A 24,444-nucleotide genomic window follows, 5' to 3' on the forward strand; every position below is an offset into this window, starting at 1 on the left:
CCATCGAGGACCTCATGCCCTGGCGCTTCAACCAGCCGTCAAGCATCGCCGCATAGGGCAACGACCTCGCGCTTACGATCAGCCGGGCAGTCAGGGGGGGCTGCACATTCACGCCAACTGCGACACAAACGATGATTTGACGGGTGCCGAGTCCGTCATGATGACATACACTATCCCAGACCACGGTCGACGCCGACGTCGGCGCCTGTCGTGGACAAAAGCCCTGTTTTTCATGTCTGCTTGTGATTTTTTTCGGGTCGATCTCCCGGCAGAACAAGAGGAACTGTTCCTGTGACCGAGATAGCCGCCATCAGCGCTGCATTGAGGAATGCATTCTGCACGCTACTCGACGTCGCGCCGGTCCCGGCCGGCTACGCGATCACCACAGGATTTATGCTGCCCGACGGGGACCTGCTGTCGTTCTACCTGATCGCTGATGCAGATGGTCGATTCCACCTCGAAGATGATGGCATGACGCTGCCCAATGCCGTTGCCGCTGGCCTCGACCTGAAGTCACCGGTTCGGGACGGCTTGTTGCGCGGGATCCTCAGGGACGAGGGGCTGTGCTACCTCGAGGATCTGTCGATCCGGTCAGATAGCGTGGAGGCATCCAGCCTTGGCCCAGCGGCTCTCCGTTTCGTATCTGCCATGATCCGAACGCGCGACCTTGCCCTTCTCAGCCGCGAGAATGTAGCCGCTTCGTTTGCCGATGATGTTCGGCGCGAGCTGGCCGGCCACTTGCCTGATAGTCTAGCCTTGGACGAGGAGAACCAAGGCCGGGGCGGCTCTACACCTGACATCACCCTGCGCAACCGCGCGACCGGAATCCGGGCGGCGCGTGTCTACGCTGCCGGGGGCGACCTACGGCTTCTGGATGCCCTCGTCGATTACCAGTCGAGTGACCGTAACGATTCTCCGGTCGTGGCCGTCGTGGATCGGCGCCGCGGCCGCGTGAGCGAGAGTCGGTTCAACACAGCGACGAACAAGGGCCTGCCAATGGCTATCGTGGATGGCAACGATGCGGAATGGGTGGATCGGGTCTTGGCGCTAGCTGGCGCTGGAAATCCACGTCACCCGATCATGCACTGAGCTAACTAACAGTCCAGCTGCTCTAGCCCGCCCTCATGGACGGGCTTTCTTATGCATGTCGCGTCGAAGCGAATTTCTGCGGTTTTAGCAGTAGCAAGCGAGGACGCCGGTCCTGCCTACGCGCCCTCCGCCGTCGATGCTGTCCCCCGTCACGACAGTAGTTGCGCGTCGGGGTCCACAGCAGATCGTTCGTCCAAGCGCTTACGCGCGCGACGAGCGTGACTGGTTCATCTTGGCAAGCAGCCGCCTCAGCAGCTTTGATAGCGCCGGCATATGTATCAAGGTCGATCGCAGCGCTCGCCTCTCAACTAGGGAACGCCTTGGCGCGTTCTTAGAATTCCACGAGAGGTTTGCCTGCGGCTCCTGCCTCGGGGCGCGCGCCGCAACCAGTGGGTCGCGGATCGATTCTTCCGCCTTCACACCAGAACAACGAAAACCCTCCGCATTCCTCCAGTACCGCCGAAACACCCGTCCTCATGTCGGCCCCCGCCGCGGCAGCCTCGTCTTATCCTCGCCCCCGACCTTCCCGCCGCGCGGCCGCGTGACTACTCTCCTGCTGCTTCCTCAGAAAGATCGACCGATGGGTATATTACTGAACCTGATCGCATTCGCGGTCCTGCTGTTCCTGATCTGGCAGCTTCGAGATCGCACGCTGTCCACCCGCGTGTTTGCCGCGCTGGTCGCGGGCACGGTGTTCGGGATCGTGTTGCAGATGATCCACGGACCGGACAGCGCCACCACCTCGACCACGATCGAGTGGGTCAACATTGTCGGCAACGGCTACGTGAAGCTGTTGCAGATGGTGGTCATGCCGCTGGTGTTCGTGGCGATCCTGAACGCGGTGGCAAAGCTGCACGACGCAAGTTCGCTCGGGCGGATCGCGACGTTGACGGTCGGCACGCTGCTGGTGACGACCGCCATCGCCGCCGCCGTCGGCATCGCGCTGGTGCTGGCCTTCGGCCTGAGCGCCGAGGGGCTGGTGCAGGGCGCCGCCGAAACCGCGCGGCTCGAGGCGATCCAGAACGTGCAGGCGCCCAAGGTGGCCGACCTGAGCGTGCCGGACATCGTGCTGTCCTTCATCCCCAGCAACCCCTTTGCCGAGCTGACGGGTGCCAGCCCGACCTCGATCATCGCCGTCGTCGTCTTCGCGGCGTTCCTGGGCGTCGCGGCGATCCGGCTCGTCCGGCGCGACGCGGAAAAGGGGCGCAGCCTGCTTGCGCTGATCGACACGCTGCAAAGCTGGATCACGCAGCTTGTGCGGATCATCATGGCGCTGACGCCGTTCGGCGTGCTGGCGCTGATGACCAAGATGGCGGCCACATCCGACGCGGCCGACATCCTGAACCTCGGGACCTTCGTCGTGGCGTCGTATATCGGGCTCGCGATCATGTTCGTGGTGCATGCGCTGTTCCTTGCGGGCGTTGGGGTGAACCCGGCGGCGTTCTTCCGCAAGTCGCTGCCGGTCCTGACCTTCGCGTTCTCCAGCCGGTCCAGCGCGGCGGCGATTCCGCTCAACGTCGAGACGCAGATGCGCCGCCTTGGCGTGCCGCAGACGATCGCGTCGTTCTCGGCCTCGTTCGGTGCCACGATCGGCCAGAACGGCTGCGCGGGGCTGTATCCGGCGATGCTGGCGGTGATGGTCGCGCCGACCGTTGGGATCAACCCGTTCGACCTGGGCTGGCTCGCGATGCTGGTGGGCGTCGTCACGCTGTCGTCGGCAGGCGTCGCGGGTGTGGGCGGCGGGGCCACGCTGGCCGCGCTGATCGTGCTGCCCGCGATGGGGCTGCCGGTAACGCTGGTCGCGCTGCTGATCTCGATCGAGCCGCTGATCGACATGGGCCGGACGGCGCTGAACGTGAGCGGGGCGATGACCGCCGGAACGGTGACGTCGCAGCTGATGGGCCAGACCGACCGCGGCATCCTGCAATCGCCCGAGGATGCCGAGTTGCTGACCGCCTGACGACGGCAGGCAATGGAACGGCGCGGGCGGAGGTCGCCCGTGTCAAGGGAAACGGCGCTCGTCAATGCGGGCGCCGTTTTCGGTTGTAAGGGGCCGCAGGATCAGCCGGTCCTGTCCAGCCTATCCCGATCAGAACTTCCGCGGCTTGCCCTTGGGCTTGCCGGTCGGACCGGTCGCCGGCCGGGTGGCGCTGCGGGGTTTGCGCGTCCCGGCCGGACCACCTTCGGTCGGGCCCGCCTTTTTGTAGCCTTTCGGGCGGTCGGGCGCGGCGAAATCGGCCCCGGCCTTGCGCGCGGGTTTTCCCTTGCGGTCGTCGGGCTGGGCGTTCGTGCGGGGGCGGGCGGGGCGTTCTGCCGGGTCGGGGCGCTCGGCCTGCTCGGCCCGGGCGGGTCGGGCGGGGCGCTCCGTCCGCTCCGGGCGGGGGGCTCCGTCGGTGTCGGGGTGGCGGCGCTCGGCCGCTTTTTTCGGCCACGGCTTGCCCGAGCCCTTGGCGGCGGGCTTGCCGGTCCTGGAGGCAGGGCGGTCAAGCATCGGCTCGCCCGCCATGCGGGTCATGACAAGGCCCGCCTCAAGTTCCGTCACCTGGCCGAAGCGGGGTGCGTCGGCGGTCGCGATCTGGACGAAAGTCTCGTCCTGGCGGACGCGGATCGCGCCGATGGAATCGCGCGAGATCCCGCCCGCCTCGCAGATCTTGGGCAGAAGCCAGCGCGCCTCGGCCCGCCCGGTGTGACCCACCGACAGCGAAAACCACACCGCATCCCCGAACTCGCCGCGCGGGCGCGGGGCCTGGTCGGACGGCGCGGCAGGCGGATCGGCCAGTTCTTCGGGCGCGGGGCGGCCCTCGCGCCACAGGCGGATGAAGGCGGCGGCGACGTGTTCGGCGCCGAAGCGCTCGATCAGGGCGGCGGCGGCTTCGGCCTCGTCGCCCACGCCCTGCAGAAGCGCCGGGTCGTCCAGCATCCGGCGGTCGTCCTCGGCCCGGACCTCGTCGGCGGTGGGGGGCGTGCCCCATTCGGCGCTGACCTTGGCGCCTTGCAGCAGGCGCTGCGCCTTCTTGTAGTCGGCGGGGGTCACGATCAGCGCCGACACGCCCTTGGCGCCCGCGCGGCCGGTCCGGCCGGAACGGTGCAGCAGGGTTTCGGGGTTCGTCGGCAGGTCGGCATGGATCACCAGTTCCAGCCCCGGCAGGTCGATCCCGCGCGCGGCCACGTCGGTCGCCACGCAGACGCGCGCGCGGCCGCCCCGCAGCGCCTGCAGCGCGTGGGTGCGTTCCTGCTGGCTGAGTTCGCCCGACAGCGCCACGGCGCCGAAGCCGCGGTTGCCCAGCCGCGCCAGCAGGTGATTCACGTTGGCGCGGGTCTTGCAGAAGACGATCGCGGTCTTGGCCTCGGTCAGGCGCAGCAGGTTGAAGATCGCGTTCTCGCGGTCGCGCGCGGTCACGCTGATCGCGCGATAGGTGATGTCGCCGTGCTGGCGGGCCTCGCCCTGCGTCACAAGCCGCAGCGCGTCGCGCTGGAAGGTCTGCGCCAGCTTCTCGATCGCGGGCGGGACGGTGGCCGAGAACATCAGCGTGCGCCGGTCGGCGGGCGCCGCGCCAAGGATGAACTCAAGATCGTCGCGGAAGCCGAGGTCCAGCATCTCGTCGGCCTCGTCCAGCACGCAGGCGCGTACGAAGGACAGGTCCAGGCTGCCGCGGTCGATGTGGTCGCGCAGGCGGCCGGGGGTGCCCACGACGATCTGCGCGCCGCGGATCAGTGCCCGGCGCTCGGTCCGGTAGTCCATGCCGCCGACGCAGGTCGCGATCTCGGCCCCGGCGTAAAGCCATGCCAGTTCGCGCGCGACCTGCAGCGCCAGTTCGCGCGTGGGTGCGATCACCAGCGCGGCGGGCAGGCCGGGCAGGGGCAGCGCATCGCCGTTCAGGATGTCGGCGGCCATCGCAAGGCCGAAGGCCGCGGTCTTGCCCGACCCGGTCTGTGCGGACACCAGCAGGTCGCGCCCCGCCGCCTCGGGCGCGAGGACGGCGTTCTGTACGGGGGTCAGGTCGTCATAGCCGCGCGCCGCGAGTGCGGCCGCCAGCGGCGCGGGAATCATCCCGCCGAGGGTCGGTTCGGTCATGTGTCTTGCCAATGCAAAGGGGGATGCGCGCATCCGTGTGATGGCGCCATCCCCTTGCGGCAGGCCCCTGTTGCCCGCCGACCCGGTCATCCGGTGCCGAAGGGGCCAACTAGGGGACGTGGCCCGGCAATGTCAAGGAAACCCCGGCAAACAATGGAAAAATCGCGTTGGTCAGGCTAGCGCGCGGGACCGGCTGGGCGGCTCCGCGCCGCCTTGCCGCGGCCGATAGCGTCAACATGCTTTACCGATTGTCGGATTTGCGTCACGTTCGCCCCAGTTTGACGCCTGGGGGGCGTCGCACACACAATTCGGAGGACCCGCATGACCAAGCTTTTCCTGACCACGGCGCTTGCCGCCATCCTCGCCGTCCCGACGCTTCCGGCGCTCGCCGCCACGCCCGCGCCGGGCGAGAAGCTGGCCGCGCAGCAAAGCTACAACTACTGGCTGCTGGACGCGATCAAGACGCTCGACCCGCAGAAGAACACCGACCGCGAAGGCTCGGACGTCATCAACCAGCTGTTCGAGGGTCTGACGAGCCAGGACGCCAAGGGCGCGATCATCCCGGGCCTCGCCGAAAGCTGGACCGTGAGCGACGACAAGAAGGTCTACACCTTCAAGCTGCGCGACGCCAAGTGGTCGAACGGCGATCCCGTGACCGCCAACGACGTGGTCTTCGCCTGGCGCCGCCTGGCCGACCCGGCCACCGCGTCGGAATACGCGTGGTTCGCGGAACTGGCCAACATCGCCAACGCCAGCGAAGTGGTGAAGGGTGACCAGCCCGCCGACCAGCTGGGCGTCAAGGCCGTCGACGACCGCACGCTGGAAGTGACGCTGACCCAGGGCACGCCCTACTTCCTCAAGATGCTGACCAACGCCTCGCTGTTCCCGGTTCCCCAGAAGGTCGTCGAGGCCGAGGGCGACAACTGGACCCAGCCCGGCAAGCTGGTCGGCAACGGCGCGTTCACGCTGGTCAGCCACGACCTGGGCGTGCAGCTGACGCTGAAGAAAAGCGACACCTACTGGGATGCCGCGAACACCATCCTGACCGACCTGAAGTTCACCACCGTCAGCGACGTGAACGCGGCGCTCACGCGCTTCCAGGCCGGCGAGCTGGACTATACCGAGATCCCGGGCGGCCAGTATCCGCGCCTTGAAAAGGAATACCCGGACGCGGCCACCGTGTCGCCCAAGGCCTGCACCTACGCCTACATCCTCAACCTCAGCGACAAGGGGCCCGAGGCGCTCAAGGACAAGCGCGTGCGGCAGGCGCTGGCTCTGGGCATGCAGCGCGACATCGTCGTGAACAACATCCTGCAGGGCGGCCAGAAACCCGCCTGGACCTGGACGCACTGGGCGATGGACGGCTTTGCCGAGCCGGAAAACCAGTGGGCCGCGATGAGCCAGGAAGACCGCACCGCCAAGGCGAAGGAGCTGCTAGCCGAGGCCGGTTACGGCCCCGACAAGCCGCTGGCGCTGTCGCTGCAGTACAACACCTCGGAAGATCACAAGAAGATCGCCGTGGCCGCGCAGCAGTTCTACAAGCAGCTGGGCGTGAACGTCACGCTCAACAACGTCGAGTGGAAGGTCCACACCGACAAGATGCAGAACCAGGACTTCGACATGGCGCGTTACGCCTGGTGCGCCGACTACAACGAGCCGTCGACCTTCCTCGACTACTTCCGCTCGACCGGCAAGAACGAGGGCAAGTTCAACAACGCCGACTACGACGCGGCGCTGGATCACGCCAAGACGGCCGAGAACCCCGCCGAGGACTACAAGAAGGCCGAGGCGATCCTGGCCGACGAGGTTCCCGGCGTGTTCGTCTACAACTACGCCTCGGTTGCGATGCGCAACCCGGCGATCAAGGGCGTTCCCCTGGAAAACCCGATGAACGACTGGTACGCCAAGGACTTCTATCGCGTCGAACAGTAACGCGATCGATGTCGTGACATGACGGCCGGGGCGCGCGCGCGAGAGCAAGCGCGCCCCGGACCCTTGTCATTCCTTTCGGATCTCATCCAGGCGAGACCCAGATGTTCGGATTCATTCTGCGGCGGCTCGCGGTGGCGATACCCACCCTGCTGCTGCTCATCATCATTTCATTCGTCCTGATGCACTCGGCACCCGGCGGGCCGTTCACGCAGGAACGCGCGCTGCCGCCGCAGGTGCTGGCGAACCTCGATGCCAAGTACGGGCTTGACCAGCCCCTGATCGTCCAGATGTGGACCTATATCGTCGGCATCGTCACCCGGTTCGACTTCGGGCCGAGCTTCATCTATCCCGACCTTTCGGTCAACGACATCATCTCGCAGGGTTTTCCGGTGACGCTGACCTACGGCGCGATCGGGTTCACCCTGTCGGTGCTGTTCGGCGTGATGCTGGGGATCGTCGCCGCGATCCGCCACAACACGTGGATCGACACGGCGGCCGTCGGCGTGTCGATCGGGGCGCAGGTGCTGCCCAACTTCGTGATCGCGCCGATCCTGGTCCTCGTCTTCACGCTGTGGCTGCGCTGGCTGCCCGGCGGCGGCTGGGGCGGCTGGCCCTACTGGGTGATGCCGATCATCGCGCTGACGCTGTCGCACATGGCCTCGATCGCGCGGCTGACCCGTTCGTCGATGCTGGAGGTGCTGGGCTCGAACCACATCCGCACCGCCCGCGCCAAGGGCCTGAGCGAGCGCGCGGTCATCATGCGCCACGCGCTGAAACCGGCGATGCTGCCGGTCATCAGCTACCTCGGGCCGCTGTTCGTGACGATGATCACGGGCTCGGTCGTCGTGGACATGTACTTCTCCACCGGCGGGATCGGGCGCAGCTTCGTCGATTCCGCCCTGTCGCGCGATTACGCCGTGATGATGGGGATCACGATCCTCGTCGGCGCGCTGACGATCTTCTTCAACCTGCTGGTCGACGTGCTTTACGCGTGGATCGACCCCAAGATCAGGTACTGACGCCATGACCATGATCGACCGCGAAGCCATCGAACGCCTTGGCGATTCGCTGAACGCGCAAGAGGTTCAGGGCCGCAGCCCGTGGGCCGACGCGCGCCGCCGCTTCCTGCGCAACAAGGCCGCCGTGGCGGGGCTGATCGTCCTGCTGCTGGTGCTGGCGTTCGGGCTGTTCGGCCAGCATCTGGCCGCCTGGAACAACGAGGACCTCGACTTCAACGTGATGGGGATGGTGGCCGAAAAGGGCCAGCCATCGATCGAAAGCGGGCACTATTTCGGCACGGACGAGCTGGGTCGCGACCTGTTCGCGCGCACCGTGCAGGGCACCCGCGTGTCGCTGCTGGTGGGCATCGTCGGTGCCGCGATCGCGGTCGTCGTCGGCACGCTGTACGGCGCCGTCTCGGGCTTTTCCGGCGGGCGGACCGACCAGATCATGATGCGGGCCGTCGATATCCTGATGTCGATCCCCTACATGTTCGTGCTGATCCTGCTGCTCGTGATGTTCGGCCGCTCGATGTGGCTGCTGTTTCTGGGGATCGGCCTGATCTCGTGGCTGGACATGGCGCGGATCGTGCGCGGCCAGACCCTGACCCTGAAGAACCGCGAGTATATCGAGGCTGCGCGCGCCACCGGCGTTCCCGGCTGGCGCATCATCCTGCGCCACATCGTCCCGAACCTTCTGGGCGTCGTCGCGGTCTATGCGACGCTGCTGATCCCGCTGATGATCCTGACGGAAAGCTTCATGTCGTTCCTGGGCCTCGGCGTGCAGGAGCCGCTGACCTCATGGGGCGCGCTGATTTCCGAAGGCGCCAAGACGATGAACTACGGCACGTTGTGGCAGCTGCTGTTCCCGCTGTTCTTCTTTGTCATCACCCTGTTTGCGTTCTTCTTCGTCGGTGACGGGCTGCGCGACGCGCTGGACCCGAAGGATCGCTGAGATGCTGCTTGAAGTGAAAGACCTGAACGTCCGTTTCGCCACCCCGGACGGAGAGGTGAAGGCCGTGAACGGCATCGACCTTGACGTCGAGCGGGGCGAGACGCTGGGCATCGTGGGCGAATCCGGCTCGGGCAAAAGCCAGCTCGCCTTTGCGATCATGGGGCTTCTGGCCCGCAACGGCACCGCCACCGGGTCGGTCCGGTTCGAGGGGCAGGAAATCCTGAACGCCCCCGCCCGCACGCTGTCGAAGCTGCGGGCCGAGCGGATCGCGATGGTGTTCCAGGACCCGATGACCAGCCTGAACCCCTACATGCGGGTGTCGGACCAGATGGCCGAGGTGCTGATGCTGCACAAGGGCATGGGCAAGTCGGCGGCGGTCGCAGAATCCGTGCGGATGCTGGACGCGGTGCGGATTCCCGACGCCCGCGGCCGCGTGAAGCTGCACCCGCACGAGTTCTCGGGCGGCATGCGCCAGCGGGTGATGATCGCCATGGCGCTGCTGTGCCGGCCGGACCTTCTGATCGCGGACGAGCCCACCACCGCGCTCGACGTGACGGTGCAGGCGCAGATCATGGAATTGCTGGACGACCTGCAACGCGACTTCGGGATGGCGATGATCCTCATCACCCACGATCTTGGCGTCGTCGCCGGGTCGTGCGAGCGGGTGATGGTCATGTATGGCGGGCGCACGCTGGAACGCGCGCCGGTCGATCCGCTGTTCGCCGCGCCGACCCAGCCTTACACGCAGGGGCTTTTGTCGGCGATCCCGCGGGTGGACCAGAGGGGGTCGCGCCTGTCGGCCATCCCCGGCTCGCCCCCCAACATGACCCGGCCGCCGGCGGGCTGCCCCTTCACCCCGCGCTGCGCCTATGTGATGGACGTCTGCCATCAGGCGATGCCGCCCCTGGTGACGTTCGAGCCGGGCCGCTCGCGCGCGTGCTACGCCGAGATCGAGCGGGTGATGGCGGGTCCCCCGCCCGTGGTCGAGATGCCGGAACCCGCAGCGGCGGAACTGCTTGAGACGACGGCGCCGGATCTGACCAACGCGCTGCCCGATGCGGCCGTCGCGGGCGCGGGCAGCGCCGGCGTCACGCCCGAAGGACGCCGCCCGTGACTGCGCCTGTAACTGCGCCCGTGACAGCACCCGCGACTGCGCCGCGCCTTTTCGCCGGACCCTGCGCGCGGGTGGGCTGCCGCCCCGCCGCCGGGCCCGAACGCCCCCTGAACGGAGACCGTCACCCATGACCAACGGCACCTCTGCACCGCTTCTCGACGTGCGCGACCTGCGCGTGACCTTCGACATCCGCCGCGACGGCGACATGCCCTGGACGCCGCCGCGCCACCTGCGCGCGGTCAACGGCGTGGACTTCACGATCCGTCCCGGCGAAACGCTGGGGATCGTGGGCGAATCCGGCTGCGGCAAGTCAACCCTCGCGCGGGCGCTGATCGGCCTCGTCCCCGCCACCGGCAAGGCGATCTGGCAGGACGGAACCGACCTTCTGTCGCTCAGCGCGCGGCAGATGCTGCGCTACCGCAGCGACATCCAGATGGTGTTCCAGGACCCGCTCGCGTCCCTGAACCCGCGCATGACCGTGGGCCAGATCATCGCCGAGCCGCTGACGACCCACCGCAAGGGCCTGTCCCGCGACGAGGTGAAGCTGCGCGTCAAGCAGATGATGGACCGCGTGGGCCTGCTGCCGAACCAGATCAACCGCTATCCGCACGAGTTCTCGGGCGGGCAGTGCCAGCGGATCGGGATCGCCCGCGCCCTCATCGTCGAGCCCAAGCTCATCATCTGCGACGAGCCGGTGTCGGCGCTCGACGTGTCGATCCAGGCGCAGGTCATCAACCTTCTGGACGACCTGCAGCGCGACCTGGGTCTTGCGCTCGTGTTCATCGCCCACGACCTGTCGGTGGTGAAACACATCAGCGACCGGGTGATGGTCCTTTACCTAGGCAAGGTGATGGAACTGGAAGGCGCGGACGAGGTCTATGCCAACCCCCAGCACCCCTATACGCAGGCGCTCTTGTCGGCGGTGCCGGTGCCCGATCCCGCGCGCGAGCGCGCCAAGCGGATCATTCCGCTGGTGGGCGACCTGCCGTCGCCCCTGGCGCCGCCGTCGGGCTGCGTGTTCCGCACCCGCTGCCCGCGCGCGCAACCCCTGTGCGCGGCCGAGGTTCCGGCGCTGACGGGCGGGCGGCACGGCGCGCACGCGCACCGCTTCGCCTGCCACTTCCCCGGCCCGCTGACCGCAACCGAGATCGACGCCCACCGCGAGGCGGCCGCCTGAGCCTGTTTACCCGAACGCCAAATCGGAAAGGCCCCGTTCCTTGCCGGAACGGGGCCTTTTCCTTTGGCCGGCAGCTCGCGCCTATTCCAGTTCGACCAGCAGGTCCTTGGCATCGACCTGCGTGCCGGGCGCGACGTGCAGCGCCTTCACCGTCGCCGCGCGGTCGGCGTGCAGCCCGGTTTCCATCTTCATCGCCTCGATGGTCAGCAGCAGGTCGCCCGGCTTGACCTTCTGCCCCGCCTGCACGGAAACCGAGGCGATCGACCCCGGCATCGGCGCGCCCAGATGGGCGGGGTTGCCGTCGGCGGCCTTTGGGCGCGCCACGGTCTTGGCCCTTTCCAGCCGGTTCGGCACCCGGATCACGCGCGGCTGGCCATTGAGTTCGAAGAACACCCGCACGTCGCCCTCGTCCGAGGTTTCGCCGACCGCCTGCAACCGCAGTTCCAGCGTCTTGCCGGGATCGATCTCGATCGAGATCTCCTCGCCGGGCTCCATCCCGTAGAAGAAGGTGCGGGTGGGAAGCGTACGGACCGGCCCGTAGGCCGCATGGCGCTGCGCGTAGTCGGTAAAGACCTTGGGATACATGAGGTAGCCGTTCAGGTCCTCGTCATCGAGATCGGCGCCGGTCGCCTCGCGCGCGGTCGCCCGCACCGCCTCGATGTCCACGGGGGCCAGCCCCTTGCCGGGCCGCTCGGTCAGGGCAGGCTCGCCCTTCAGGACCTTGGCCTGGATCCCCTGGGGCCATCCGCCGGGCGGCTGGCCCAGATTGCCCTTCATCATGTCCACGACCGAGTCGGGGAAGGCCACGTCCACGCCCGGGTCCTCGACCTGCGCGCGGGTCAGCCCCTGCGACACCATCATCAGCGCCATGTCGCCCACGACCTTGGACGACGGCGTGACCTTGACGATGTCGCCGAACATCAGGTTCGCGTCGTGATAGGCCTGCGCGATCGCGGGCCAGCGTTCCTCCAGCCCGAGGCTGCGGGCCTGCGCCTTGAGGTTGGTGAACTGCCCGCCCGGCATCTCGTGCAGATAGACCTCGGACGCGGGCGCCTGGTTGCCGGACTCGAAGGCCGCGTATTGCTGGCGCACCTGTTCCCAGTATGTCGAAAGCGACCGGATTGTCGCCATGTCCAGTTCCGTGTCGCGCTCGGTGAAGCGCAGCGCCTCGACGATCGACCCCAGCGCGGGCTGCGAGGTGCCGCCGGCAAAGCTGTCCATCGCCGCGTCCACGGCATCCACGCCCGCCTCGGCGGCCGCCAGCAGCGTGGCCGCGCCCGCGCCCGAGGTGTCGTGGGTGTGGAAGTGGATCGGCAACCCGACCTCTTCCTTCAGCGCCTTGAAGAGGACGCGGGCGGCCGGGACCTTCAGCAGCCCCGCCATGTCCTTGAAGCCCAGTACATGCGCGCCCGAGGCCTCGAGCTCTTTCGCCATGCCGACGTAGTAGCGCAGGTCGTATTTCGCCCGGTCGGGGTCCAAGAGGTCGCCGGTATAGCAGATCGTGGCCTCGCAGACCTTGTCGGCCGCGATCACGGCGTCCATCGCGACGCGCATGTTCTCGACCCAGTTGAGGCTGTCGAAGACGCGGAACACGTCCACCCCAGACGCCGCCGCCTGCGCCACAAAGGACTGGACGACGTTGTCGGGATAGTTGGTGTAGCCGACGCCGTTCGACGCGCGCAGCAGCATCTGGGTCATGATGTTGGGCATGCCCTCGCGCAGGTCGCGCAGGCGCTGCCACGGGCATTCCTGCAAGAAGCGATAGGCCACGTCGAAGGTGGCACCCCCCCAGCATTCGACCGAAAAGAGCCCCGCCATGTCCGAGGCGTAGGTGGGCGCCACGCGGATCATGTCGATCGACCGCATCCGCGTCGCCAGCAGCGACTGGTGCCCGTCGCGCATGGTGGTGTCGGTGATCAGAAGGCGCTTCTGTTCCTTCATCCAGTCGGCCACGCCCTTGGGCCCGCGTTCCTCGAGCAGTTGCCGCGTGCCCGGCCGCATCTGCGCCTGCGGCGGCGGTGCCTTGGGCGTCCTGAGGTCGGCGGGCGGCTTGACCCGGCCCGCCGTTTCCGGGTGACCGTTCACGGTGATGTCGGCGACGTAGGTCAGGATCTTGGTCGCCCGGTCCTGCGGGCGTTCAAAGGCGAACAGCTCGGGCGTCGTGTCGATGAACTTGGTCGTGTAGGTGTTGTCGAGGAACGTCGGGTGCTTGAGCAGGTTGATCACGAACTCGATGTTCGTGGACACGCCGCGGATGCGGAACTCGCGCAGCGCCCGGTCCATCCGCGCGATCGCCTGCGCGGGCGTTGGCGCCCAGGCGGTGATCTTGACCAGCAGCGAATCGTAGTAGCGGGTCACGACCGACCCGGCATAGGCGGTGCCGCCGTCCAGCCGGATCCCCATGCCGGTCGCGGTGCGGTAGGCGGTGATGCGGCCGTAATCGGGGATGAAGTTGTTCTGCGGGTCCTCGGTCGTCACGCGGCACTGGACCGCGTGGCCGCGCAGGCCGATGTCGGCCTGCGACGCCATCCCGGTCGCCTCGGCCAGCGTCCGCCCCTCGGCGATCAGGATCTGCGCTTGCACGATGTCGATGCCGGTCACCTCCTCGGTGACGGTATGCTCGACCTGGACGCGGGGGTTCACCTCGATGAAGTAGAACCTGCCGCTGTCCATATCCATCAGGAACTCGACGGTGCCGGCGCATTCGTAGTTCACGTGGGCGCAGATGCGGCGGCCCATCTCGCACACTTCGGCGCGCTGCTCGGCGGAAAGGTAGGGTGCGGGGGCGCGCTCGACGACCTTCTGGTTGCGGCGCTGCACGGTGCAGTCCCGTTCGAACAGGTGGTAGATCTGGCCGTGCTTGTCGCCGAGGATCTGAACCTCGACGTGGCGCGCGCGCTGTATCATCTTTTCCAGGTAGCCCTCGCCATTGCCAAACGCGGCCTCGGCCTCGCGCCGGCCCTCGCGGACCTTCGATTCCAGTTCGTCGGCGTTCAGGATTGGCCGCATCCCCCGCCCGCCGCCGCCCCAGGACGCCTTGAGCATCAGCGGATAGCCCACCGCCTCGGCCTCGGCCCGGATCGCGTCGAAGTCCTCGCGCAGAACTTCGGTCGCGGGAATGACGGGAACGCCCGCCTTGACCGCCACGCGGCGGGCCGACGCCTTGTCGCCGAGCGCGCGCATGGTGTCCGCGCGGGGGCCGATGAAGGTGATTCCGGCGGCGTCGCAGGCATCCACGAAATCGGGGTTTTCCGACAGCAGGCCGTAGCCCGGATGGATCGCGTCGGCGCCCGACATCTTGGCGACGCGGATGATTTCCGGGATCGACAGATAGGCGCCCACCGGTGACAGCCCCTCGCCGATCCGGTACGCCTCGTCCGCCTTGAAGCGGTGAAGGCCCAGCTTGTCCTCTTCGGCGTAGACTGCGACGGTCTTCTTGCCCATCTCGTTGGCGGCGCGCATCACGCGGATGGCGATCTCGCCCCGGTTGGCGATGAGGATCTTGTCGAAGGTTTTCATGGTCGCGGGCTTTCGGGCAGACGGGGGCAGGGCGCCGCCCGTTCGGGGTGTCCAGTCGCTTGCCCGGATCCCGGTCGCGCCCGGGCGGCGCGGACGGGAACCCCGGTCTGCGCGGCATGTTCGCGATCCGCGCGGCGCATGCAACACCGGCATGCGCCGATGCGCGGCGAAGCGCTTCGCTTGCGCGACGTCAGCGGCGGCGGCTTACCACGGGAAATGGCCGATGGGGGTGCGCTTGGGGGTCTTGGGTGTGCGGACGGACTGCGGGATGTAGTCGGTCCACAGTTCCCTGGGCGGCACCGTGATCTTCGGCAGGCGGGCGAGGAAGCGCCCGGATGCGAGTTCGTCGAAGTCCGGGAAGGGGCCGAGGAAGAAGTCGTCAATGGGAACCGAGATGGCGTGGCTCTCTCCCCCGCTTCCAATCTCGTCGAAGGTGAGCGTCGGCAGGTCGCCGTTCACGTAGACGTCTGAGACGAAGAGGCTGTAGAACCGCAGTCCATCGTTTCCAGCAAGTGAATGATATTCGGTGAGCAGGAGGCCAGCCTGCCCAGTCATGGCAGGATTGGCGTTTACGAAGTAGGTGCAGGTTCTTTCAAGGTCTCGGAAGAAGTCGACCTTAATCATGCGTGTTCCGGGACGTCTCTCCTCGCTCACCGTAAAACTAAGAGCGGGATTCTCTGGATCGCCGAAGAGGATGACGTACTGCTCGCCGCGCAAATGGAGAGCGCGAGCTTTTGCTTCGGTCAAAACGTTGACGGGCTGTAGGCCAAACCTGAGCGAGTAGCGGATGGCGAAGGTCGGGATCATTGCTGGCCGATTACTTCAAGGGCTTCAGCAGTAAGCTGCATCTCTGACGTGTAAATACCGTTGGTCATTCGAGTGCCTCGTGACTGAAGTCGGCGCATTAAGAACAATCGACTCCTGAACGGTCATTCCCAAGCTTTCGGTCCAAGAAGATCGACTGCTCCGCGTGGCGAGGACAACGGAACACAACCGATGGGGTCGGCAGACCTTAAACGCATCCCTGCCGCCGGCACCGGCGACTGCCCCACAGCCGTTTTCGCTGTTGCTGTCGTCACCATCGCTATACCTGCTACGTGGTTCATGGATCGTGTCCATGCCATGACATCGCGCTCAAGCAGGCGAAAGCTTGCCCACCGACCCCGCCGCATCGAAAGGACGCCCATGACCGACAGCATCTACGCAAATCTCACGCAGCTGGGGCAGGCGACCGCGCTGCCCGCCTCGCCCGATGACGCGGTGCTCGAGCGGGTTGCCAATCCGCAGGCGGGCATCGCCTACAACGTCCGCTTCACCGTGCCGGAGTTCACGTCGCTCTGCCCGATGACCGGGCAGCCCGACTTCGCGCATCTCGTCATCGACTACGTTCCCGGCGACTGGCTGGTCGAGTCGAAGTCGCTCAAGCTCTATCTGGGCGCGTTCCGCAATCACGGCGCGTTTCACGAGGACTGCACGGTATCCATCGGCCGCCGGATCGCCGGGTTCCTGGAGGCGCGCTGGCTGCGGATCGGCGGCTACTGGTATCCGCGGGGCGGGATCCCGATCGACGTGTTCTGGCAGACCGGGGCGATGCCCGCCGACGTTTGGATCCCCGACCAGGGCGTGCCGCCCTATCGCGGGCGGGGCTGAGCGGGCGGTGACGCTTGCCGTCTATGCCGCCGCGGCGGTGGCCGAGATCGCGGGGTGCTTTGCCTTCTGGGCGTGGCTCAGGCTGGGGCGACACTGGGCGTGGACGCTGCCGGGCGCGGGATGCCTTATCGTCTTCGCGCTGCTGCTCACGCGGGTGGACGCTGGCGCTGCCGGGCGTGCCTTTGCGGCTTATGGCGGCATCTACATCTGCGCGTCGCTGGGCTGGATGTGGCTGGTCGAAGGCGCGCGGCCGGACCGCGCCGACGTTGCGGGGGCGGCGCTGTGTCTTGTCGGCGCGGGGGTGATCCTGCTTGGCCCGCGCGGCTGACGGGTGGCCGCCCGGATAGCCGCCGGTGTCAGCCCGCCGGGCCGGACGGGTCGTGCGGGATCCGCCCCTCGGCGCGGTCGCGGTGCAGCGCCGCGCGGCCCAGCACCATCAGCGTGACCGGCGTCGTCACCAGCATCATCAGCCCCAGGAACAGTTCGGGCACCACCAGCCGCGATCCAAGGGTCGAAAACATGATGACCGACCCCAGCAGGATGCCGCCCGCGCCCCAACTCGTCCCCAGCGTCGGCGCGTGCAGCCGGTCGTAGAAATTGCCCAGCCGGATCAGCCCCAGCGCGCCGATCAGCGTCAGCACCGACCCGACCGCCACCAGGACCGCGACGATGATCGCGACCGAAGGGGGAAGCTGTTCCAGGTGGGTCATTCGATCACCTCGCCGCGCATCAGGAACTTGGCCATCGCGGTCGTCGCGACGAAGCCCAGCGTCCCGATCACCAGCGCCGCCTCGAACAGGAAGTGGGTGCCTTGCCGCATGCCGGTCACGACCATCAGCAGCATCGCGCAGACATACATCGTATCCAGACCCGTCACGCGGTCCTGCGCGCGAGGGCCGCGGATCGCGCGCATCCCGGCCAGCACCAGCGCGCTGACAAGGCAGATCTGGGACGTGACGAGCACCCAGGACAGGACCGTTGCGGCCGTCATCGGAAAATCTCCATCAGCAGGGGTTCGTAGCGGGTCTTTATGACGCGGGACCAGTCCTGATCGTGCTTCAGGTCGAAGACGTGCAGCAGCAGCCCGTTGTCGTCGGGGTCAAGCTCGATCCAGGCGGTGCCGGGGGTCGAGGTGATGATGATCGCCAGCATCGCCAGCGCGTTGCGGTTGGTGAGGTCCAGGGTGATCCGCACGAAGCCGGACCTGCGACGACGGCCGCGCGCGTCGGTCAGGATCAGCCCGGCCACCTGATAATTCGACCGGATGATGTCGAGAAACACCCGCCCCACCAGCAGCAGCATCAGGCCGGGGCGGCGGACCCGCACCCGTTCGGCCGTGAGCTTGCCGAAGGCCGCGCCTGCGACAAGGCCCACCAGAACCGCAAGCACCATCTGCCCCGGCGTGACGCCGGTCAGGATCAGCCACAGCACCGCGATCACGAACGAGACGAGGGGGTGGGGAACCATGGTCATTCGTGACCTTCCCCCACCGGCAAGGCGTTCATCACCTTGCCGATATAGACCGAGTTCTGCGTCAGCGCCTCGGCGGTGCGGTCGAGATAGCGGATCGCGGGCTCTGCCTCGATCGTCAGCAGCGCCAGGGTCGCCACGACCGTCATCACCGCCAGGATCTCGACCGCGGGCAGCGGCGGCTCCTCGGCGTCGGCCCACAGGCTCTGGATGCCCCAGCGCACCATCGCGATCAGGGTGGCGAGGCCCGACAGGATCAGCAGCCCGACGAACAGCCAGTGTCCCCACATGAAGGGCTGCGTTCCGGCGGCCTCCACAGCGCCCGTCAGCATCGACAGCTTGCCCATGAAGCCGGGCAGGGGGGGCAGGCCCGCGACCACCATCACGCAGGCCACGAACGCGATCCCCAGCAGCGTCGTCGCGCCCGGGATGACCGGGCCCGCGTCGTTGGGCGCCATGTCGTCCTCGGGGTCGAGGCCGTAGGCCTCGGCGGTGACGGCCAGCAGGCCCGCGATCCCGCCTTCCTTGCGGCCGATCGGCTCGACCAGCAGGAACAGCCCCGACAGCGCGAGGGTGGACGCGAACATGTAGTAAAGCCCGCCCGACAGCATTGCCGCGCTGTCGTATTCGATGGCAAGGCCCACGACGCTCAGCAGCGTCCCCGACGAGACGAGGACGAGGTTGCCGGTCATCCGGCTGAGATCCTGCGAGGCGAGGACACCGACCATGCCGAAGGCGATGGTGGCAAGCCCGCCCGCGACCAGCACCTCGGCCCCGAAGCCCGCCGACGCGCCCGCCGACCCGCCAAACAGCAGAAGGCCGAGCCGGATCACCGTATAGACGCCGACCTTGGTCATGATTGAAAACACCGCCGCCACAGGCGGCGACGCCGCGCTGTAGGCATTGGGAAGCCAGAAGCACAGCGGCCACATCGCCGACTTTATCAGGAACGCGCCCGCCAGCAGCACCGCTGCGGCGTGTATGAGCGGCCGGTCCGCATCCGATAGAAGCGGCACCCGCCTTGCGAGGTCGGCCATGTTCAGCGTGCCGGTGACGCCGTAGATCAGCGAAACCCCCAGCAGGAACAGCATCGCCGCCAGCAGGTTGATCGCGATGTAGTGCAGCCCCGCGCCCACCCGCGCCCGCCCGGTCCCGTGCAGCAGCAGGCCGTAGGACGCGGCCAGCATCACCTCGAAAAAGACGAACAGGTTGAACAGGTCGCCGGTCAGGAACGCACCGTTCACGCCCATCAGCAGGCACTGGAACAGCGGCGCGAAATGCTGCCCGTTCCGGTGCCAGCGGTCGCCCGCGTAGATCAGCGCGGGCAGCGCCACCAGCGAGCCGAGCAGCAGCATCACGGCCGACAGCCGGTCCAGCACCAGGACGATCCCGTAGGGCGAGGGCCAGTCGCCCAGCAGATAGACCGAGACCGCCTCGGTCGAGTCCTTGGCGTGCAGGATCAGCGCCACCGCGACGATCAGCTGCAACCCGCAGGCTGCAAGGCCGATCCCCTGCTTCAGCTTCCGCCGCCGCTCGTCGTAGAGCAGCATGATCGCGGCCGCGACCAGCGGGATGAGGATCGGCGCGACGATCAGGTGCACCGGCAGTTGGCCGGTAAGGTGGGCGGGCAGGTTGCCCGCGATGTCGGCGGCCCCGTTCACGGCTTGCGCTCCGATCCATCGACATGGTCGGTGCCGGTCAGGCCCCGCGACGCCATGATGACGACCAGGAACAGCGCGGTCGTGGCGAAGCTGATGACAATTGCCGTCAGGACCAGCGCCTGCGGCACCGGGTCGGCAAAGACGTCGGGATCGACGAAGCCGCCCTTGGGCATGATCGGGGCCGCGCCTTCGACCAGGCGGCCCATGGCGAAGATGAACAGGTTGACGCCGTAGGACAGCAAGCACAGGCCGATGATGACCTGGAACGTGCGCGGGCGCAGGATCAGCCACACGCCCGAGGCGACGAGAACGCCCATGCTCACGGACAGGACGAGTTCCATCAGCGATCCTCCGTCGCAAGGGGCGCGTCCGCGGGTGAGGGCGCGGGCCGGTCCGGCGGCGTCGGCGCGACCGGCCTTTGACCCGCGACCGCCGCGGCGTCGGCTTCATCGCGCGCCCGCAGACGCGCCGAGCGCAGCGACTGGTGGGCGATGGCGATCAGGATCAGCACGGTCGCGCCCACCACCACCGCGAATACGCCCATGTCGAACAGAAGCGCGGTCGCGGCCGGCACCTCGCCGATCAGCGGAATCGCGACGTACTGCGCGTGCGCGGTCAGGAACGGATAGCCGAACAGGATCGAGCCAAGCCCCGTCGCCGCCGCGAACAGCAGCCCCGCGCCGATCCAGCGCACCGGCAGGATCGTGATCCGCCCCTCGATCCAGCGCACGTTCGTGGCGAGGTATTGCAGCAGCAGCGCCACCGCGAACGCGACGCCCGCGGCAAAGCCGCCGCCCGGCAGGTCGTGGCCGCGCAGGAACAGATAGGCCGACAGGGCGATGGTCACGGGGAACATCCACTGCATGATGACCGACGGGATCGCCATCATCACGTCGTGGCGGGTGGGTTGGTGTTCAGCCTCGCGCAGGGCGTCGGACGCCTCTTCGGCGGCGCTCATCGGCGGCAGTTCGACCTGCGTCTGCTGGTCGGGCACGGCCACGCTTTCGGGCGCCGGGCGGAAGCGGCGCAAGAGCGCGTAGCAGGTCAGCGCGACGATCCCAAGCACGGTAATCTCGCCCATCGTGTCGAAGGCGCGGAAATCCACCAGGATGACGTTGACGGCGTTGGTGCCCCCGCCCTCGGCATAGGCGTTGCGGCGGAACCAGTCGCCGATGGTCAGCCCCGGCGCGGCCGTCATCACCGAAAAGGCCAGCGCCGCGACCCCGGTGCCGCAGACCGCCGCGATGACGAGGTCCTGGGTCCGCCGGGCGCGGGCCTGCAGGCCAAGATCGCCCGGAATCTCCTGGCGGCGCTTGGGAAGCCAGCGCAGCCCCAGAAGCAGCAGGACGGTCGTCACCACCTCGACGAGCAACTGCGTCACCGCAAGGTCGGGGGCCGAGAACCAGGCGAAGGTCACGGCCGTCGCCAGCCCCGCCCCGCCCAGCAGCGCCAGCGCGGCGAAGCGGTGATACTTGGCCTGGATCGCCGCGCCCACCGCGCAGGCCGCGCCGCCGAACCACAGCAGCGCGAAGCTTGCGTCGAAGTTCTGCATCAGGTCGCGCGGGTTCAGCCGCGACGCGCCGACCAGCACGATCGCCGCCCCCGCCGCCACCAGCAGCACCGCCAGCCGCATCTGCACCTGAAGATGCCGCGTCCCGAACCGGCGATAAAGCCTGAGCGACCATTTCCGCGTCAGCAGCAGCATGACCCGGTCGAACATCGACTGCGCCGACAGCCGCGCCAGCAGCCCCGGCGCCTCGTTCGCGTTAAGGAGCTTGGGCGCCGCGATCAGATACAGGAACGTGCCGAGCGCCAGCGCCGTCAGGCTCATCTGCAGGGGCGTGTTGAAGCCGTGCCACAGGGCGAGGCTATAGTCCGGCACGTTGCCGCCAAGGACGGCGACCACGCCCGCATGCAGCACCGGACCGATCAGGGCCGCGGGCCACAGCCCGACCAGCAAGACAAAAAGGACCAGCAATTCGACCGGGCGCCGCATCCAGGTCGCGGGCTCGTGCGGTTCCTTGGGCAGGTCGGTCGCGGGCGGGCCGAAGAACACGGTCATGATGAAGCGCAGCGAATAGGCGATGGAAAAGACGCTGGCGAGCGTCGCCATGTAGGGCAGCGCGTTGTCGAGCCAGGTGCCGTTGTGCCAGTCGGCGGCCTCGGCGAAGAACATCTCTTTCGACAAAAAGCCGTTGAGCAGCGGCACGCCGCCCATCGCCGCCGCCGCCACGATCGCCAGCGCCGAGGTGCGCGGCATCGGCCGGCGCAGCCCGCTCAGCCTTCGCATGTCGCGGGTGCCGGTCTCGTGGTCGATGATGCCGGCGGCCATGAACAGCGACGCCTTGAAGATCGCGTGGTTGAGGATGTGGAAGATCGCGGCGACAATCGCCCCGCCGCTGCCGATCCCCGCAAGCGCGGTGATGAGGCCCAGATGGCTGATCGTGGAATAGGCCAGCAACCCCTTGAGGTCGTTGCGGTACAGCGCGATCAGCGCGCCGAACATCAGCGTGGCCATGCCGGTGCCCGCGACGATCCAGAACCAGGCGGGCGTGCCGCCGAGGACGGGCGAAAAGCGCACCAGCAGGAACACCCCCGCCTTTACCATCGTCGCCGAATGCAGGTAGGACGACACCGGCGTCGGCGCAGACATCGCGTTCGGCAGCCAGAAATGGAACGGCACCTGCGCGGATTTGGTGAACGCGCCCAACAGGAACAGCCCCAGGATCCACGGGTACCAGGCATGGGCGCGCACCACGGCGCCCGCCCGCAGCACGTCGTCCAGCTGGTAGCTGCCCACGACCTGCCCCAGCAGGATCATCGCCGCGAGCAGCGCCATCCCCCCGGTCCCGGTCACGATCAGCGCCGTCCGCGCCCCTTCGCGCGCGCCCGCGCTCTGGTGCCAGTAGCCGATCAGCAGGAAGGAAAAGATGCTGGTCAGTTCCCAGAACACGACCATCAGCAGGATGTTGCCCGACACGAGCAGCCCCACCATCGCGCCCGAGAACGCGAGCAGAAGCCCGTAGAATCGCGGCACCGGGTCGGCGGGCGACAGGTAGTAGCGGGCGTAGATCACGACCAGAAAGCCGATCCCGAACACCAGCAGCAGCATCAGCCACGCAAAGCCGTCCAGCCGCAGCGCCAGGTTCAGCCCCAACGACGGCACCCATTCGATCGTGCGGGTGACAACGCCGCCGTCCTGGACCTGCCCGAACAGCGCGGCAAGCCCGATCAGCCCCGCGAGCATCACCCCGCAGCCCAGCACGACCTCTCCGTTGCGGGCCGACACCGGCATGGTGATCGCCGCAAGCGCGCCCGCGAAGGGCAGGACGACCAGAAGGGTGATGAGGGTCTGGGCGAGCATGGGTCCGGCTTGCAGTCTTTCGGCGGGCGGTGCCGGCGGGACCGGCATCGGGGTTTCGGGCGGCGCGGGTGCCCCAGGGGGCGGTGCGGCCGGCATGCGGGCGGACGCAGGACCGCGCGGAACGCGCGCCGGCGGGGCGCCGGCGGGATACCTGCGGCCCAACCCCCCTGGCTGCGCGCCCGCCGTCGGCAAATGGCCGGACGCGCATCGGGGTGTTCGCGCGCGGCCTGCCCAAGGGGGCGATTCCGGAGCCGAACGGCCGCGTGACAGGGTTGCCACCTGCCCAAGGCGCTACACGTGCGAAGGCGGGCGCGTCAATCCGGACGGGACGAGAAAATGGCCGGCGCGGGTGGATCGGTGCAGGCCGTTCCGGTCAGCAGGCGCAGCGCCCGGCGCACGCGCGGCAAGGCGCGACGACCGCGTGACAATCGCGTGAGTCCTGCGGCCTGATCTGGCCGCGCGTGATGGGGAAGGTCCGACCCCCGACCGGCATCTTGGCGTTGCCTCCACGGGCCGCCCCGACCGTGCCTGCCTAATCGCGCGGCGTCGTCAGCCCGCCGCCGTCCAGCCGCCGCCGCGACAGGTCCAGCCGCGCCTCGGCCCCGGCGAGGTCGCGGATCGCGTCGCGCAGGAAGCCCAGATGCGCGTGCGCCGCCGCCCGCGCGTCGTCCGGGCGGCGGGTCAGGATCGCGTCCGCGATCGTCAGGTGCTGGTCGCGCAGCTTGTCGCGGATTGCGGGGATGGAAAACATCCGCGCCCGGTTCTGCAGCACGTCGCTGCGCAGAAGCGACGACAGCGCCTGCATGATCTGCAGCAGCACCAGGTTGTGGCTCGCCTCGTAGATCGCGGCGTGAAGGTCGGCGTCGGCCTCTGCCTCCTCCTGCGGGTCGGCGGTGACGTGGGCACGCTCGATCCGCTCGGCGCAGGCGCGGATGCGGTCCAGATCCACGTCGTTGGCGCGCATCGCCGCCATCGCCGAGGCCGCGCTTTCCACCGTGTCGCGGAACTCCAGATAATGATCGGCGACCTCGCCCCGTTCAGCCAGCAGCCGTATCAGCGGATCGGTGATCGAGGCTGTGGCAAGCTGCGCCACCCGCGCGCCGCGACCTTCCTTGCTGGTCAGGAGCCCGCGGCTTTCCAGGTCCTTCAGCGCCAGCCGCACCGTCGGGCGCGACACCCCCAGCCGCAGGGCCAACTCGCGCTCGGGCAGCAGCGGCTCGCCGGGTCGCAGCGATCCTTCAAGGATCAGCCGCTCGATCCGCGCGGTGACGGCGGCGGCGGCGGTGGGGGGCTTGGCCGCGTCCGGGCCGGGCAGCGCGTCGTTCATGCCGCCACGTTCGTGGCTGCGCGGGCGTTAGGCAAGGCCCCACAGACAAGGGCTTGACGATTTCGGTAAAAAAACTTTACCACAGGTGATCGGCTTGCCGCACCGCAGATTGG

At 67.9% G+C, this 24,444-nt stretch carries 20 protein-coding genes; 10 read left to right on the top strand and 10 right to left on the bottom strand.

Translation table 11 applies throughout. The features are described 5' to 3' along the window. The 3 genes from FNF32_RS15415 to FNF32_RS04280 form a co-directional block, all read left to right on the top strand. The coding region (locus FNF32_RS15415; protein WP_221930656.1) for a hypothetical protein at positions 1-295 on the top strand (295 nt) is incomplete at its 5' end. Continuing rightward, positions 292-1,089 (top strand): DUF1828 domain-containing protein, encoded by a 798-nt coding sequence (locus tag FNF32_RS04275; RefSeq protein ID WP_131673757.1) that lies wholly within the window; start codon positions 292-294, stop codon positions 1,087-1,089. The genes FNF32_RS15415 and FNF32_RS04275, both read left to right, overlap by 4 nt. A 580-nt stretch (positions 1,090-1,669) precedes the next feature. Continuing rightward, entirely contained in the window at positions 1,670-3,049 is a 1,380-nt protein-coding gene (locus FNF32_RS04280) for an L-cystine transporter (protein ID WP_131673756.1), read from the top strand. 129 nt (positions 3,050-3,178) lie between these two features. Here the strand turns inward: FNF32_RS04280 and FNF32_RS04285 are convergent, their stop codons facing one another. Next, entirely contained in the window at positions 3,179-5,164 is a 1,986-nt protein-coding gene (locus FNF32_RS04285; protein WP_246087682.1) for a DEAD/DEAH box helicase, read from the bottom strand. A 321-nt stretch (positions 5,165-5,485) separates the two neighbouring features. On the opposite strand from FNF32_RS04285, the gene FNF32_RS04290 reads away from it, so the two are divergent. The 5 genes from FNF32_RS04290 to FNF32_RS04310 all read left to right on the top strand — a co-directional run bounded on the left by FNF32_RS04290 (position 5,486) and on the right by FNF32_RS04310 (position 11,340). Then, positions 5,486-7,096, top strand: a complete 1,611-nt coding sequence (locus FNF32_RS04290; RefSeq protein ID WP_143796492.1) for a peptide ABC transporter substrate-binding protein — start codon at positions 5,486-5,488, stop codon at positions 7,094-7,096. 101 nt (positions 7,097-7,197) lie between these two features. Further along, positions 7,198-8,115 (top strand): oligopeptide ABC transporter permease OppB, encoded by a 918-nt coding sequence (gene oppB, locus FNF32_RS04295; RefSeq protein WP_131673753.1) that lies wholly within the window; start codon positions 7,198-7,200, stop codon positions 8,113-8,115. A gap of 10 nt (positions 8,116-8,125) precedes the next feature. Then, positions 8,126-9,049, top strand: coding sequence for an ABC transporter permease subunit (locus tag FNF32_RS04300; RefSeq protein ID WP_131673765.1), 924 nt, complete (start codon positions 8,126-8,128; stop codon positions 9,047-9,049). A 1-nt stretch (position 9,050) separates the two neighbouring features. After that, the gene (locus FNF32_RS04305; RefSeq protein WP_131673752.1) at positions 9,051-10,163 is read left to right on the top strand and encodes an oligopeptide/dipeptide ABC transporter ATP-binding protein; all 1,113 of its coding nucleotides are present in this window, start codon (positions 9,051-9,053) and stop codon (positions 10,161-10,163) included. A gap of 127 nt (positions 10,164-10,290) precedes the next feature. Continuing rightward, entirely contained in the window at positions 10,291-11,340 is a 1,050-nt protein-coding gene (locus FNF32_RS04310) for an oligopeptide/dipeptide ABC transporter ATP-binding protein (RefSeq protein WP_131673751.1), read from the top strand. Positions 11,341-11,421: 81 nt separating this feature from the next. Here the strand turns inward: FNF32_RS04310 and FNF32_RS04315 are convergent, their stop codons facing one another. Together FNF32_RS04315 and FNF32_RS04320 are read right to left on the bottom strand one after the other, a co-directional pair. Beyond that, positions 11,422-14,859 carry a pyruvate carboxylase gene (locus FNF32_RS04315; RefSeq protein WP_131673750.1) on the bottom strand — a complete coding sequence of 1,146 codons (3,438 nt, stop codon included), beginning with the start codon at positions 14,857-14,859 and terminating at the stop codon, positions 11,422-11,424. Positions 14,860-15,063: 204 nt separating this feature from the next. Further along, entirely contained in the window at positions 15,064-15,666 is a 603-nt protein-coding gene (locus FNF32_RS04320) for a hypothetical protein (protein ID WP_131673749.1), read from the bottom strand. 378 nt (positions 15,667-16,044) lie between these two features. On the opposite strand from FNF32_RS04320, the gene queF reads away from it, so the two are divergent. Then, positions 16,045-16,509, top strand: coding sequence for a preQ(1) synthase (gene queF / locus FNF32_RS04325; protein WP_131673748.1), 465 nt, complete (start codon positions 16,045-16,047; stop codon positions 16,507-16,509). Between the two features lie 7 nt (positions 16,510-16,516). Next, entirely contained in the window at positions 16,517-16,837 is a 321-nt protein-coding gene (locus tag FNF32_RS04330) for a YnfA family protein (RefSeq protein WP_131673747.1), read from the top strand. Between the two features lie 28 nt (positions 16,838-16,865). On the opposite strand, the gene mnhG is transcribed toward FNF32_RS04330, so the two are convergent. From mnhG to FNF32_RS04365, 7 genes are all read right to left on the bottom strand, one after another. Continuing rightward, positions 16,866-17,219 (bottom strand): monovalent cation/H(+) antiporter subunit G, encoded by a 354-nt coding sequence (gene mnhG, locus FNF32_RS04335; protein WP_131673746.1) that lies wholly within the window; start codon positions 17,217-17,219, stop codon positions 16,866-16,868. Next, on the bottom strand, positions 17,216-17,500 hold the full coding sequence (locus tag FNF32_RS04340) for a K+/H+ antiporter subunit F (RefSeq protein WP_131673745.1): 285 nt from the start codon (positions 17,498-17,500) through the stop codon (positions 17,216-17,218). Before FNF32_RS04340 ends, mnhG begins: the two co-directional genes overlap by 4 nt. Continuing rightward, a complete protein-coding gene (locus tag FNF32_RS04345; RefSeq protein WP_131673744.1) occupies positions 17,497-17,982 on the bottom strand; it encodes a Na+/H+ antiporter subunit E in 486 nt (161 codons plus the stop codon). Before FNF32_RS04345 ends, FNF32_RS04340 begins: the two co-directional genes overlap by 4 nt. Beyond that, positions 17,979-19,640 (bottom strand): monovalent cation/H+ antiporter subunit D, encoded by a 1,662-nt coding sequence (locus FNF32_RS04350; RefSeq protein WP_246087683.1) that lies wholly within the window; start codon positions 19,638-19,640, stop codon positions 17,979-17,981. Before FNF32_RS04350 ends, FNF32_RS04345 begins: the two co-directional genes overlap by 4 nt. Continuing rightward, the gene (locus FNF32_RS04355; protein WP_131673743.1) at positions 19,637-19,981 is read right to left on the bottom strand and encodes a Na+/H+ antiporter subunit C; all 345 of its coding nucleotides are present in this window, start codon (positions 19,979-19,981) and stop codon (positions 19,637-19,639) included. Before FNF32_RS04355 ends, FNF32_RS04350 begins: the two co-directional genes overlap by 4 nt. After that, positions 19,981-23,004, bottom strand: a complete 3,024-nt coding sequence (locus tag FNF32_RS04360) for a monovalent cation/H+ antiporter subunit A (RefSeq protein ID WP_131673742.1) — start codon at positions 23,002-23,004, stop codon at positions 19,981-19,983. The genes FNF32_RS04355 and FNF32_RS04360 overlap by 1 nt, the downstream gene beginning before the upstream one ends. A 532-nt stretch (positions 23,005-23,536) precedes the next feature. Continuing rightward, positions 23,537-24,331: an FCD domain-containing protein gene (locus tag FNF32_RS04365; RefSeq protein ID WP_131673741.1), complete on the bottom strand. Its 795-nt coding sequence runs from the start codon at positions 24,329-24,331 to the stop codon at positions 23,537-23,539. Positions 24,332-24,444: the final 113 nt, after the last annotated feature.

Source organism: Paracoccus marinus, from assembly GCF_007018965.1.
Lineage (GTDB): Bacteria > Pseudomonadota > Alphaproteobacteria > Rhodobacterales > Rhodobacteraceae > Paracoccus > Paracoccus marinus.

Coding starts and splice junctions, on each gene's coding strand:
- FNF32_RS04280 (WP_131673756.1), top strand. CDS start 1,670: ATGGGTATATTACTGAACCTGATCGCATTCGCGGTCCTGCTGTTCCTG.
- FNF32_RS04285 (WP_246087682.1), bottom strand. CDS start 5,164: ATGACCGAACCGACCCTCGGCGGGATGATTCCCGCGCCGCTGGCGGCC.
- FNF32_RS04290 (WP_143796492.1), top strand. CDS start 5,486: ATGACCAAGCTTTTCCTGACCACGGCGCTTGCCGCCATCCTCGCCGTC.
- oppB (WP_131673753.1), top strand. CDS start 7,198: ATGTTCGGATTCATTCTGCGGCGGCTCGCGGTGGCGATACCCACCCTG.
- FNF32_RS04300 (WP_131673765.1), top strand. CDS start 8,126: ATGATCGACCGCGAAGCCATCGAACGCCTTGGCGATTCGCTGAACGCG.
- FNF32_RS04305 (WP_131673752.1), top strand. CDS start 9,051: ATGCTGCTTGAAGTGAAAGACCTGAACGTCCGTTTCGCCACCCCGGAC.
- FNF32_RS04310 (WP_131673751.1), top strand. CDS start 10,291: ATGACCAACGGCACCTCTGCACCGCTTCTCGACGTGCGCGACCTGCGC.
- FNF32_RS04315 (WP_131673750.1), bottom strand. CDS start 14,859: ATGAAAACCTTCGACAAGATCCTCATCGCCAACCGGGGCGAGATCGCC.
- FNF32_RS04320 (WP_131673749.1), bottom strand. CDS start 15,666: ATGATCCCGACCTTCGCCATCCGCTACTCGCTCAGGTTTGGCCTACAG.
- queF (WP_131673748.1), top strand. CDS start 16,045: ATGACCGACAGCATCTACGCAAATCTCACGCAGCTGGGGCAGGCGACC.
- mnhG (WP_131673746.1), bottom strand. CDS start 17,219: ATGACCCACCTGGAACAGCTTCCCCCTTCGGTCGCGATCATCGTCGCG.
- FNF32_RS04340 (WP_131673745.1), bottom strand. CDS start 17,500: ATGACGGCCGCAACGGTCCTGTCCTGGGTGCTCGTCACGTCCCAGATC.
- FNF32_RS04345 (WP_131673744.1), bottom strand. CDS start 17,982: ATGACCATGGTTCCCCACCCCCTCGTCTCGTTCGTGATCGCGGTGCTG.
- FNF32_RS04355 (WP_131673743.1), bottom strand. CDS start 19,981: ATGGAACTCGTCCTGTCCGTGAGCATGGGCGTTCTCGTCGCCTCGGGC.
- FNF32_RS04360 (WP_131673742.1), bottom strand. CDS start 23,004: ATGCTCGCCCAGACCCTCATCACCCTTCTGGTCGTCCTGCCCTTCGCG.
- FNF32_RS04365 (WP_131673741.1), bottom strand. CDS start 24,331: ATGAACGACGCGCTGCCCGGCCCGGACGCGGCCAAGCCCCCCACCGCC.